This window comes from Trinickia soli, from assembly GCF_002879855.1.
Taxonomy (GTDB): Bacteria; Pseudomonadota; Gammaproteobacteria; order Burkholderiales; family Burkholderiaceae; genus Trinickia; species Trinickia soli.
Genome location: NZ_PNYB01000001.1, coordinates 502501 through 514473, shown reverse-complemented (window position 1 = coordinate 514473; position 11973 = coordinate 502501). Strand labels below are relative to the sequence as shown.

The 11973-nt window shown below is 61.7% G+C and carries 11 protein-coding genes and 1 pseudogene; 11 read left to right on the top strand and 1 reads right to left on the bottom strand.

Annotated elements, in window-relative coordinates; genetic code table 11:
* The 6 genes and pseudogenes from C0Z19_RS02275 to C0Z19_RS02245 all read left to right on the top strand — a co-directional run.
* Window positions 1-732, top strand: a 732-nt coding sequence (locus C0Z19_RS02275) for an RHS repeat-associated core domain-containing protein (RefSeq protein ID WP_199180744.1), incomplete at its 5' end; no start/stop codon positions are given.
* A gap of 101 nt (window positions 733-833) precedes the next feature.
* Window positions 834-1850, top strand: a complete 1017-nt coding sequence (locus tag C0Z19_RS02270) for an IS110 family RNA-guided transposase (RefSeq protein ID WP_102608129.1) — start codon at window positions 834-836, stop codon at window positions 1848-1850.
* A gap of 374 nt (window positions 1851-2224) precedes the next feature.
* On the top strand, window positions 2225-2590 hold the full coding sequence (locus C0Z19_RS02260) for a DUF7716 domain-containing protein (protein WP_102608127.1): 366 nt from the start codon (window positions 2225-2227) through the stop codon (window positions 2588-2590).
* Between the two features lie 79 nt (window positions 2591-2669).
* Entirely contained in the window at window positions 2670-3092 is a 423-nt protein-coding gene (locus tag C0Z19_RS02255; protein WP_102608126.1) for a DUF2750 domain-containing protein, read from the top strand.
* A 15-nt stretch (window positions 3093-3107) separates the two neighbouring features.
* A pseudogene (locus C0Z19_RS02250) lies at window positions 3108-3785 on the top strand (RHS repeat-associated core domain-containing protein); the annotation flags it as partial.
* A complete protein-coding gene (locus tag C0Z19_RS02245) occupies window positions 3782-4228 on the top strand; it encodes a VOC family protein (RefSeq protein WP_102608124.1) in 447 nt (148 codons plus the stop codon). The pseudogene C0Z19_RS02250 and the gene C0Z19_RS02245, both read left to right, overlap by 4 nt.
* 31 nt (window positions 4229-4259) lie before the next feature.
* Here the strand turns inward: C0Z19_RS02245 and glcC are convergent, their stop codons facing one another.
* Entirely contained in the window at window positions 4260-5024 is a 765-nt protein-coding gene (glcC, locus tag C0Z19_RS02240) for a transcriptional regulator GlcC (RefSeq protein ID WP_233195966.1), read from the bottom strand.
* A gap of 210 nt (window positions 5025-5234) precedes the next feature.
* Between glcC and glcD the strand changes: the two genes are divergently transcribed.
* The 5 genes from glcD (at window position 5235) to C0Z19_RS02215 (ending at window position 11783) form a co-directional block, all read left to right on the top strand.
* On the top strand, window positions 5235-6734 hold the full coding sequence (gene glcD, locus C0Z19_RS02235) for a glycolate oxidase subunit GlcD (RefSeq protein WP_102608122.1): 1500 nt from the start codon (window positions 5235-5237) through the stop codon (window positions 6732-6734).
* Complete coding sequence (gene glcE / locus C0Z19_RS02230; protein WP_102608121.1) at window positions 6734-7810, top strand: glycolate oxidase subunit GlcE; 1077 nt, start codon at window positions 6734-6736, stop codon at window positions 7808-7810. The genes glcD and glcE overlap by 1 nt, the downstream gene beginning before the upstream one ends.
* Before the next feature lie 13 nt (window positions 7811-7823).
* On the top strand, window positions 7824-9104 hold the full coding sequence (glcF, locus tag C0Z19_RS02225) for a glycolate oxidase subunit GlcF (RefSeq protein ID WP_102608120.1): 1281 nt from the start codon (window positions 7824-7826) through the stop codon (window positions 9102-9104).
* Window positions 9105-9118: 14 nt separating this feature from the next.
* Window positions 9119-9532, top strand: a complete 414-nt coding sequence (locus C0Z19_RS02220) for a GlcG/HbpS family heme-binding protein (RefSeq protein ID WP_102608119.1) — start codon at window positions 9119-9121, stop codon at window positions 9530-9532.
* A gap of 79 nt (window positions 9533-9611) precedes the next feature.
* Window positions 9612-11783 carry a malate synthase G gene (locus C0Z19_RS02215; protein ID WP_102608188.1) on the top strand — a complete coding sequence of 724 codons (2172 nt, stop codon included), beginning with the start codon at window positions 9612-9614 and terminating at the stop codon, window positions 11781-11783.
* Window positions 11784-11973: the final 190 nt, after the last annotated feature.

Sequence of the window (11973 nt, the reverse complement as noted above, 5' to 3'; positions counted from 1 at the left end):
CCGGTTTGGAAGCCGACCGATCGCTATCTGCCGGAAGAAGATCCGCTGCAACGCGTTGCGCAGGCGGCATCGCCTGCACACGTCTTCTACTACCACTGTGATCATATCGGCACGCCGTATATGATGATGGACGAGCTGGGCGATGTGGTGTGGGAGGCGACGTATCGAGCGTGGGGCGAGACGCAGGACGTGATCGCGCGCGTCTCGCAGGCGGTGGGGATCGCGGCGCGGAATCCGATTCGGTTTCAGGGGCAGCAGGAAGATTCTGAGACGGGGCTCAGCTACACGCGGAATCGTTACTATGACTCCAGCAGCGGACGCTTCATCAGTCAGGACCCGCTCGGCGTTCTGGGTGGCATCAATGCCTACCAGTATGCCCCCAGCCCGACTCAATGGATCGACCCTCTCGGCCTTCGCAAACGGCTAGGGTGTAAAGGGAAATTCCATTCGTTCCATGATTTCGATCTCCCCGAAGACAAGCTTTTCGCCAGCGACGCTGTGCAATTCCGCCTAGCCAACAAAACGCTGATCGAAAGGATGAATACGGACCCCGAGTATCGGAGGGATATGCTAGGTCGCAATCCTGCTTTGCTCGACTGGATGAAAGACCCCGATCTAAGCAAGAGCCCCCCGGGCATGACGTGGCACCATAACGATGCGCCAGGTTTACTTAACCTAGTTAGCTTCGATGACCACAGAGATGGTATGGACGCCTCCCTTCCGCGTCGGTAGCGAGAGGCAGTAGAAACGGCGGAGCCCTCGCTGTACCCGACGGCATCAGAGTGCCAAAGTGGTGGTGTTGCAACGACCACAAAGGGTAAGGAGGGCTCGAAATGAAGACTACGACATTTGGCCTGGACTTGGCAAAGCGAGTATTCCAGATTCACTGGGTTGACATGGAAACGGGCGAAATCGGAAAACGGCAACTGAAGCGGGATCAAGTGCGCCCGTTCTTCGCGAATCGGGCACCGGCGGTCGTGGCCATGGAGGCGTGCGGCAGCGCCCATTACTGGGCGCGACAGTTGACGGGGCTCGGCCACGACGTGCGGCTGATCGCTGCGCACTTCGTCAGACCGTTCGTAAAGCGCAACAAGACCGATGCCGCGGATGCTCAAGCGATCTGGGAAGCGGTGCAACGTCCCGAGATGCGCTTTGTGGCCATCAAGAGTGAAGCGCAGCAAGGCGTGCTGACGCTGCACCGCGTGCGCGAGCAACTGATGAAGATGCGCCGAATGCAGGTCAACCAGATGCACGGTTTGCTCTACGAATTTGGCGCGGGCGTGCCAGCCGGCCCGCACGGTATGACGCACGCAGCGCGCGCGTTGACCGAATTGGCTGACACGTTGCCGGCCATGGTGATCGAGACGCTGCGAGAACAACTGCAACGCATCGAAGCACTCACGCACGACATCGCCGCTATCGAACGCCGGTTGGCAGCCTGGCAACGCGAGGACGAAGCGGCCAAGCGCCTCATGGCGATTCCGGGCGTGGGACTGCTCAGCGCGAGCGCCGCCATCGCGACAATCGGCGATGCAAGCACGTTTCGCTCGGGACGGGAATTCGCCGCGTTCCTGGGCTTGGTACCCCGGCAGAGTGGCACCGGCGGGCGCGTCAAACTCTTGGGCATCAGCAAACGAGGCGACGTGTATTTGCGCACTTTGCTGATTCACGGCGCGCGATCGGTACTCACACACCAAAAGCAGTTCAGTGAGCACTTGCAGCATTTGCTAGCACGACGACCGTTCAATGTGGCCGTCGTCGCGCTAGCCAACAAAATAGCTCGCACGATCTGGGCGCTGCTCGCCCACGGCCGAACGTACGAGCATGGTTACGTGGCCCACGCTGCGTAGATGATTGATTGACTACAGGAGTTGGATCGCTAATAGGTTGCGCAGGTTGATGTACGCGTGATGGCACAACAGGTCGGACCGCGGGGAAGCAAGCCTGGATCGTTGTCTGTCCTTCGAGGACGCTACAGAGATGAGGCCTTCCCCGGCGAATTCCATCAGGGCCAGCGGACTCACGTCCGCACCAAAGGCCGGATATAAGTCTGCAGCCTGATCCTGTCCGTGCTCCACATCGAACATCACTTGGCAAACCGGGAGGCGTCCATATAAGACAACCATGGCATCTACCATCCCGACGGAAGCGGCGGTAGAGACAAGTGGGGAGGCGGAGACCCAGGAAGGCGAGGCAAGCTGAACCAACGCACAGGATGTCCAAAATGAGCCAATTCAAGAACAAGGCATATCAGATAGAGGATTTCATCGCCCTGGTTCGGGAGAAACGAGATCGCACCGTTGGGTACGATAGGACCTACCTATACGACGTCTACGGTGACGATTCCGACGATGGCTTCCGGCCTGGAATGACTATCTATGTTGGTGACACAGTCCAAGCGGACGACGATGGAGAGGAATTCTATCCGGCACAGGTCAACGATCTCGGATATTCGTTCCTTTACTCCGGAGAAAATTTTCAGGCCGTGGTGGACCTAGCATACCGGCAGAAGCCGACAGCTACGATCGAGGAAGTTGTCCGGTGCCTGAACCACTACGCGCAGTACGACGACTTCCTAGACTTGCACTGACGTGCTCATGTGAGCCGAACGAAACCGCATGCATGCAGAGCATCGCCCCGTTCGGCCGGATTGTCATTGGAGCTTACGAATGAGGTCCCTCGTCGAGGTTTTGAGCGGGACAGCGCTTGATGGGACGGTACCGCCAAAGATCATGAACGTGTTGCGACTCGACGCATGGTCCCGAAGCGATTATTTCGTCCGCAAGGTCGCCGACTTCGAGGTCGTGTGGGGGCTGTTCAACACCGGATGGGCCACTGCTTCCACTGGCGCAACGACAGCAGTGCCCTTCTGGCCAGAGGACGAGTTCGCGGCACTTTGTGCGACTGCAGAGTGGCAAGGGTTCCAGCCGAAAGCAATCGCGCTGGAGGATTTTCTTGCCCGATGGCTTCCCGGCATGGAGAAGGACCAACGAATTTGCCTTGTCTTTTCGACGCCGACCGACCGCGGAAGCCTCTTGCATCCGAAGGACCTCGACAGTTTGATCCGGCAGGAGTTGCAGCAATACGAGTGACGCTATAAGCATGCACGGTTTCAGGGGCAGCAGGTTGATGAAGAAAGCGGGCTGCATTACAACCGCTACCGTTACTACGACGCAACTGTTGGTAGGTTCATATCGAACGATCCCATTGGCTTGGCCGGCGGCGCCAACGCGTATCAATACGCGCCAAACCCATCAAGCTGGCTCGATCCGCTGGGACGCGCAAAACGATGCGGCTGCCCTTGCGGGGGCGAGCCGCATGGCAACCAACCATCACCGCGGCCGACGGGCTACCAAAGTCACCACGTCATTCAGGACCGGTGGGCCAAAGCGAACGAGATCGCGGGCTACAGCTATGGCGCAGCACCAGCGATCCTCATCCCTCAAAATCCGATTCACAAGGCAATCAGCGATAGCCAAAATGCGCGTCGCGATGCCGCGGTCGCCGCGGGTAAAGATCCCTGGTCATCGAGCATCCAAGGCCCATTCAATTACTCATCGCAAGACATGCGAGCTGCTGGGATATCTGACGAAACGGGACTGCATTACAACAGGCACAGGTACTACGCTGCAAGCAGCGGTCGGTTTCCAAGTCAAGATCCGATAAAGGGCCAGGCGGGCGCTCGCGCGACTCCCATCGCCTTGTACGAAAACGCATGCATGCTAAACGGCAAAACAGTTCTACAATTTTGGCGTTTTTCCACCCCCACTCGGAGGCACGAATGAGCGCGTCAAACGTAAAAGCCATTCCAGAAGGGTTTCACGCGGTCACACCGTACATCACCGCATCAGACGCACGCGCAGTGATCGATTTTCTGAAACGCGCGTTCGACGCGACAGTCGGCGAATGTCTCGAAGACGGCCAAGGCCGCATTCGCCACGCGCAAGTGAAACTCGGTGATTCCCATCTCATGCTGACGGACGGCAACGACGAATGCCGGCCAACGCCCGCTGCCTTCTACCTGTATCTGACCGATGTCGATAGCGCCTACGATCGCGCGTTGCGCGCCGGCGGTGCATCGGTGATGGAGCCTGCCGATCAGTTCTACGGCGACCGCAACGCCGGCGTGCGCGACAAATGCGGCAACACCTGGTGGCTCGCGACGCATATCGAGGACGTCCCGAGCGAGGAAATCGCGCGTCGTGCGCGGCCGGCCGGCGGGGCGTGAACGTTCCGGCCCGCTGCACGCTTCGGACCTTCTATTTCCAACCTTCCAGCCGGAGCGTCGCTCTCACCAGGCGCTGCTCCTCCCTTTCGATCTCACGAAGGCACTCGGCCACACTGCGCGTGTGCTCAGCTGCGGCTCGGCGCGCCTGATCCGGTAGTTTACCAAGCACCGCGTTGTACAGCCTCGCGTGCTGTCGGTCGATCGTGCGCTTTTCCTTCTCCCGGTGATACAGGTTATTTACCGAGGCAAATACCGAGCTAAGCAGCAAGTCGGTGAGCGACTGCAATGTGTGAACGAGAATCGGATTGTGCGACGCCTCGCATATTGCAAGATGAAAGGCATGGTCCAGCCGTGCGTGAGTCTCAGCGTCGCACTCGCCGACCTGCGTCATCTCCTCATAGCGGCGCGTAATCAGCACAAAATCGGCGGGCGTGCCGCGCAGCGCCGCCAAGCGCGCCGACTCGGCCTCGAGCACGCTCCGAACTTCGAAAAGATCATAGAGCGTGCGCGGCTGAGAGGAGAGCAGATGCATCATGGGCGTCGTATGCTCCCGCGGGGCGAGGCGCGCGACGAACGAGCCGCGCCCGTGGGCCGTCTCGATGATGCCCCGCGCACGCAACAGCTTGAGCCCTTCGCGCAAAGCAGCGCGTGAGACGCCCAATTTCTCTGTCAGGCGCCGTTCCGATGGTAATGCCTGCCCCTCTTTGAGCACGCCGTCGACGATCAGCTTTTCGATGCGCTCCGCCACGACATCCGCGACGTGGCGAGCGGCGTTGTCTTCAATCCCGGATTCCACTGGTCTGACCACCTGTTTGAGAGCAATGCGGACATAGGCCGAGTGCCTTTGTAGCCGCGATGTGCACGTATTTTCTGGGTTATTCGCGCCTGGTGCAACAAAAAAACTGGTATGACCACGCCGTTTCCTGATGGACAGATCCACTGCCCTACGTCCAACATCGCCCAAATGCATAGGCTGAAGAGACGGCTGTACCCAGGAAAACGCCACATGAGCTTTACATATGATGAAAGGATTGACGGTGCGCTGCCTGCGGTTGACCGCGAGGCGTTCATCGCTCAGTTGACAAGTCTGTCGCCGACCATGGAGGTGCTTCACGAGCGCGAAGACCTGCGCCCCTATGAGTGCGACGGTCTGTCCGCGTATCGCACCGTTCCGCTCTGCGTCGTCTTACCGCAGACAGTGGATGAGGTCGCGGCCGTACTCAGGCTTGCGGCATCGCGCGGGGTCCCCGTCGTTGCGCGAGGCGCGGGGACCGGCCTCTCCGGTGGCGCGCTGCCGCTCGAGAAGGGCATTTTGCTGGTGATGGCGAAATTCAACCGCATCCTCGAAATCGATGCTGACGCAGGCACCGCCCGCGTGCAGCCCGGCGTGCGCAACCTGGCGATTTCGCTCGCGGCCGCGCCTCACGGCCTCTACTACGCCCCCGATCCGTCGTCGCAAATCGCCTGCTCGATCGGCGGCAATGTGGCGGAGAACGCGGGCGGCGTACATTGCCTCAAGTACGGTCTCACCGTTCACAACATCCTCAGGGTCGAGATCGTGACGATCGATGGAGAGCGTCTGACGCTGGGCGCCGAATCGCTCGACAGTCCCGGCTTCGATCTGCTCGCGCTCTTCACCGGATCGGAGGGCTTGCTCGGCGTCGTCGTGGAAGTAACGGTGAAGCTGCTGCCCAAACCGCAGAGTACGAAGATGCTGATGGCGAGCTTCGACGACGTCGAAGCCGCGGGCAACGCGGTGGGTCAGATCATCGGCGCAGGCATCATTCCGGGCGGCTTGGAGATGATGGATAGTCTTGCGATCCGCGCCGCCGAAGATTTCATCCATGCGGGTTACCCCGTCGATGCCGCGGCAATCTTGCTGTGCGAACTCGACGGCGCCGCCGGCGATGTGGACGAAGACATGGAGAGCGTGAGCACGCTCCTCTCCCATGCAGGCGCCACGCGAATTCTGATTGCGCGCGACGAGACCGAAAGGCTTCGCTTGTGGGCGGGACGCAAGAATGCGTTCCCCGCAGTGGGCCGCATCTCGCCCGACTACTACTGCATCGACGGCACGATCCCGCGCCGCGAACTGCCGCGCGTGCTCAACGGGATTACGGCGTTTTCCGCCGAGCACGGGCTGCGGGTTGCCAATGTCTTCCATGCGGGCGATGGCAATCTGCATCCGCTTATCCTTTTCGATGCGAACCGGCCTGGCGAACTCGAGCGCACGGAGGCCCTGGCGGCCAGGATCCTCGAGCTTTGTGTCGCGGTAGGCGGCAGTATCACGGGCGAGCACGGCGTTGGCCGCGAGAAAATCAACCAGATGTGCGTGCAGTTCTCGAACGACGAAATCGAATTCTTTCATGCCGTAAAGGCCGCATTCGATCCGGCCCGGCTGCTCAACCCAGGGAAAAATATTCCGACGCTACATCGTTGCGCCGAGTTTGGCGGCATGCACGTACATCACGGCAAGCTGCCGTTTCCTGAATTGGAGCGCTTCTGATGCGACGCGAATGGGATTCAGCCGATTGCAGCGACGGGCTGGTCGAGATGGTGCGGGAAGCGATCGGAGCGGGTACGCCGCTCGCGATTCGCGGCGGCGGCACCAAACCGTTTCTCGGCCGTCTCGCGGAGGCACCGCACCAACGGCCGATTGATATCCGCGACCATTGCGGCATCGTCGACTACGACCCGACCGAACTCGTCATTACGGCCCGCGCAGGGACGCGGCTCGCCGAACTCGAAGGCGTGCTTGACGAGAACAACCAGATGCTGGCCTGCGAACCGCCCTCGTTCGATGGCAATGCGACGGTTGGCGGCATGGTCGCGGCCGGGCTGTCGGGCCCACGCCGTCCCTGGGCCGGTTCCGTGCGCGACTATGTGCTCGGCTGCCGGGTCATCACGGGTCATGGCAAGCATCTGCGCTTCGGCGGTCAGGTTATGAAGAACGTCGCGGGCTTCGACGTATCGCGTCTCATGACGGGCAGCCTGGGCTGCCTCGGTCTGATCACAGAGGTATCGCTGAAAGTCGTGCCGAAACCTCGCGCGACGCTCGATCTCACTCTCGAGATGTCGGACGCAGATGCCTTGAGCAGCTTGGCGCAATGGCGGCGCGAGGGGCTGCCGCTCGCTGGCGCGTGCCACGTGGGCGGGCAGCTTCGCTTGCGGCTCGAGGGCGGCACGAGCTCCGTGCGTGCTGCACGTGAGCGCCTCGGAGGCACTGTGTCCGACGGCGTATTCTGGGCCGACCTGCGAGCGATGAGGCTGCCGTTTTTCGCCCGCCCCGAGGCGCTATGGCGGCTTTCCGTGCCTGCCTCGGCGTCGATCGTCGCTTTGCACGGCGCGGCGCTGCTCGACTGGGGTGGCATGCAGCGTTGGATCAAAACCGACGCACCTGCCGAAACGGTGCGTGCAACGGCACACGCGCTCGGCGGCCATGCAACGTGCTTCACCCCGGGCATCACCGACGAACCATTTCATCCGCTACCCCCTGCGCTTCTCAACGTGCATCGGCAGTTGAAGGCACAACTGGACCCGCGCGCAATATTCAACCCTGGCCGTCTTTACGCGACCGTCTAAGCCGACGTTTTCGATGCAAACACAACTTAGCGAAGAAGCTCGCTCGATTCCTGGCGTCGACGAGGCAGAAGACATCCTGCGCTCTTGCGTCCATTGCGGCTTCTGCAATGCAACGTGTCCGACTTACCAGGTGCTCGGCAATGAGCTCGACGGACCCCGAGGACGGATCTATCTGATCAAGCAACTGCTCGAAGGCAATAGCGCTGGCGCCAAAACGCTGAGCCACCTGGACCGATGCCTCACGTGCCGCAACTGCGAAACGACGTGTCCTTCGGGCGTGCGTTATCACACGCTGCTCGACATCGGCCGGGCCGAGCTCGAGCGCCGGACCACGCGGCCCGTCAGGGAGCGGCTCGTCCGCGCAGCGCTGCGGGGCATCGTGCCCGAGCCGTCGCGCTTCGGCACGCTGCTCAAAGTGGGCCGGGCCGTGCGTCCGCTGCTGCCCAAAAAGCTGCAGGAAAAGATCCCGAGAAGCGGGAAAGCCGCTTCGGTCCGACCGCCCGCGCGCCACGTACGCCGCGTGCTGATGCTGGAAGGTTGCGTGCAGCCGAGCCTGGCGCCCAACACGAATGCCGCCGCGGCGCGCGTGCTCGACAGATTGGGCATCAGCGTGACGCCCGTTCATGAGGCCGGCTGTTGCGGCGCAACCGAGTACCACTTGAACGCGCAGGACGACGGACTGAGCCGGGCTCGCCGCAATATCGACGCCTGGTGGCCGCATATCGAGGCCGGTGCCGAAGCCATCGTGTTGACGGCCAGCGGCTGCGGCGCGTTCGTGAAGGAATACGGCGAGCTTTTGCGACGCGACGAGGGCTACGCGGAAAAAGCCCGACGCGTGAGCGCGCTTGCGCGCGATCTCGTCGAAGTCATCGCCGCGGAGCCGCTCGATGCGCTGCTGTCCAGCGGTGCTCCGGGCAGCGGCGCGCCCGCAAACCGTCTGGCTGTCCACTGCCCCTGCACGCTCCAGCATGCGCAAAAGCTCGGTGGCGCTGTCGAAGCGGTGCTGCGGCGCCTGGGCTTCGATCTCACCGCGGTCGCCGACGGGCACCTGTGCTGCGGCTCGGCAGGCACGTACTCGATCACTCAGCCCGATCTTGCCCGCACATTGCGAGACCAAAAGCTCGATGCTCTTGAAGCGGGCCATCCCGACACGATAGTGACGGCCAATATCGGTTGCCAGACCCACTTGGCCGGTGCCGGACGTACTTCGGTACAGCACTGGATCGAAGTTGTCGACGCGTCGCTGAGGCAGCGAACGTCGACGAGCATCGACCCTGCCACCCAATCCCAATAGGAAGAGAGCATTACATGCAAAGCAAACCCGTCCTCGGTACAGCGCAAATCAGCGAAATCCTTACCGCGGCGCGCGCCGAAGCCGACCAACATGGCTGGGCCGTATCGATCGCCGTCGTCGACGACGGCGGCCATCCGCTCGGCCTCATGAGGCTCGATGGCGCATCGCCCGGCAGTGCGTATCTCGCGACCGAGAAGGCGCGCACATCGGCGCTTGGCCGCCGCGAGTCCAAGGTCTACGAGGACATGATCAATGGCGGACGTTACGCCTTTCTGAGCGCACCGCTGCACGCGACGTTGGAAGGCGGTGTGCCCGTCATCGTGGAGGGTCAGTGCGTCGGGGCCGTCGGCGTCTCGGGCGTGAAGTCGGACCAGGACGCTCAGGTCGCAAAAGCGGGCATTGCCGGCGTCGTACGTCCGCAGTCTTGAGGCCGGCCCTTCAACGAAGCTTTCGACACACAAGACAAGCAAGCAACTCACCATCCACCACAGCAGCCGCATGAACAACCTGATCGACCAACATGGCTTGCGCGTCGCGCAAGCACTCGTCAGCTTCATCGAAGACGAGGCACTCCCCGGTACCGGGATCGAGCGTGAAGCATTCTGGCGGGGCTTCTCCGCCATCGTCCACGACCTTTCTCTTCGCAATCGCGCGCTGCTTGCCGAGCGCGATCGCCTGCAAAGTGCGCTCGACGAATGGCACCGGGTCCATCCGGGCCCCGTGCGCGACATGCGCGCCTACCGCACGTTTCTTGAAGAAACCGGCTATCTGGTGCCTGCGGCCGACTGCGTCCGGGTGACGACCGAAGGCGTCGATGCGGAAATCGCCGAACAAGCGGGTCCGCAGTTGGTCGTGCCGCTTTCGAACGCACGGTACGCGCTCAATGCGGCCAATGCACGCTGGGGTAGTTTGTACGATGCGCTGTATGGAACCGATGCGCTTGCGGAAGAGGATGGGGCGCAGAAAGACGCCACTTACAATCCCGTGCGCGGCGCGCGCGTGATCGCTTATGCGCGCGCCTTCCTCGACAAGGCCGCGCCGCTCGCGAGCGGTTCGCACAGCGACGCGAATCGCTATTCGGTTCGTCACGGACAGCTTTTCGTGAGCACAGCCGCCGGCGAGATAGCGCTTGCGGCACCGGGCCAGTTCGCGGGATTCCGCGGCGAGCCCCACGCACCCACGGCGATATTGCTGAAACACAATGGCCTGCACATCGAAATCCAGATCGATGCCTCGACGGGCATCGGCCGCACCGATCCGGCCGGTGTGAAGGACGTACTGCTCGAAGCGGCGATCACGACCATCATCGACTGTGAGGATTCGGTCGCCGCCGTGGATGCCGATGACAAGGTCGCGCTTTATCGGAACTGGCTCGGGCTCATGCAGGGCACCCTGACCGAACAGGTGACGAAAGGAGGCACGACGCTCACGCGCCGGCTCAACGAGGACCGCATCTACCGCGCGCCTGACGGCGGCCCCCTCGCGCTGCGAGGCCGCTCGCTGCTGTTCGTGCGTAACGTCGGCCACCTGATGACCATCGGCGCCGTGATCGACCGGGACGGCAACCCGATTCCTGAAGGTATTCTCGATGGCGTCGTGACGGTGCTCTGCGCGTTGCACGACCGCCAAAGCAAACGCAACTCGCGCGTGGGCTCGATCTACATCGTCAAGCCGAAGATGCATGGGCCCGCCGAGGTTGCGTTTGCCAATGAATTGTTCGATCGAATCGAATCCCTCTACGGCCTGCCGCGTGACACCATCAAGATGGGCGTCATGGATGAGGAGCGCCGCACGAGCGTCAATCTCGCGAGCTGCGTCGCCGCGGCGCGCAGCCGCATCGCGTTCATCAACACCGGGTTTCTTGACCGCACCGGCGATGAAATCCACACGGCGATGGAAGCGGGGCCTGTATTCAGAAAAGGCGACATGAAAGCCTCGGCCTGGATCAAGGCCTATGAGCGCAACAACGTGCTGGTCGGCCTTACATGCGGTATGCGCGGACGCGCGCAGATCGGCAAAGGGATGTGGGCGATGCCCGACATGATGCAGGCCATGCTCGAGCAGAAGGCCGCGCAACTGAGGGCCGGCGCCAATACAGCCTGGGTGCCTTCGCCGACAGCCGCGGTGCTGCATGCGCTGCACTATCACGAAATCGATGTGCAGGCGGTGCAGAAGGAACTCGAGAAGACCGATTACGCGAGCGAGCGTGATGCGTTGCTCGACGCTCTGCTGAGCGTGCCCGTTGCCTCAGGCGCGCAGTGGTCGCAAGACGAAATCCGCAACGAAGTCGAAAACAATGCGCAAGGCATCCTCGGCTACGTGGTGCGCTGGATCGATCAAGGTGTTGGCTGCTCGAAGGTGCCCGACATCAACAACGTCGGTCTGATGGAAGACCGCGCAACGTTGCGGATCTCGAGTCAGCATATTGCCAATTGGCTGCGCCATGGCGTAATCGACGAAGCGCTTGTCAAGCAAACGTTCGAGCGCATGGCGGCCGTGGTTGATAAACAGAATGCGGGCGATGAAGCGTACCGCCCGATGGCCGCCGATTTTCCCGGATCCATCGCTTTCAAGGCTGCCTGCGCGTTGGCGCTCGAAGGCCGGCATCAACCGAACGGCTATACGGAGCCGCTACTGCATCGATTCCGCCTGGAAGCAAAAACCCAGCCGTCGAATTAATGGAGTTTGCAATGTTGTAAAGAACGCCGCATTTGGGGCGTGGCCTCTTTTTGGCGGCCCTCCATGCGGCACGCGAGCCGGGACGCGCGTCGAGCAGATCGAAGCGGGCAACTGCTTCGATCTGCGAAAGAGCGGTTCTGTTTCAAGTGGGGGAGAGGGCCTGTCCGATTCAGGCCAGTGACTTTTAAAA

Bases quoted from the DNA above. Each gene is read 5' to 3' on its own strand.
- C0Z19_RS02270 (WP_102608129.1), top strand. From the start codon at position 834: ATGAAGACTACGACATTTGGCCTGGACTTGGCAAAGCGAGTATTCCAG.
- C0Z19_RS02260 (WP_102608127.1), top strand. From the start codon at position 2,225: ATGAGCCAATTCAAGAACAAGGCATATCAGATAGAGGATTTCATCGCC.
- C0Z19_RS02255 (WP_102608126.1), top strand. From the start codon at position 2,670: ATGAGGTCCCTCGTCGAGGTTTTGAGCGGGACAGCGCTTGATGGGACG.
- C0Z19_RS02245 (WP_102608124.1), top strand. From the start codon at position 3,782: ATGAGCGCGTCAAACGTAAAAGCCATTCCAGAAGGGTTTCACGCGGTC.
- glcD (WP_102608122.1), top strand. From the start codon at position 5,235: ATGAGCTTTACATATGATGAAAGGATTGACGGTGCGCTGCCTGCGGTT.
- glcE (WP_102608121.1), top strand. From the start codon at position 6,734: ATGCGACGCGAATGGGATTCAGCCGATTGCAGCGACGGGCTGGTCGAG.
- glcF (WP_102608120.1), top strand. From the start codon at position 7,824: ATGCAAACACAACTTAGCGAAGAAGCTCGCTCGATTCCTGGCGTCGAC.
- C0Z19_RS02220 (WP_102608119.1), top strand. From the start codon at position 9,119: ATGCAAAGCAAACCCGTCCTCGGTACAGCGCAAATCAGCGAAATCCTT.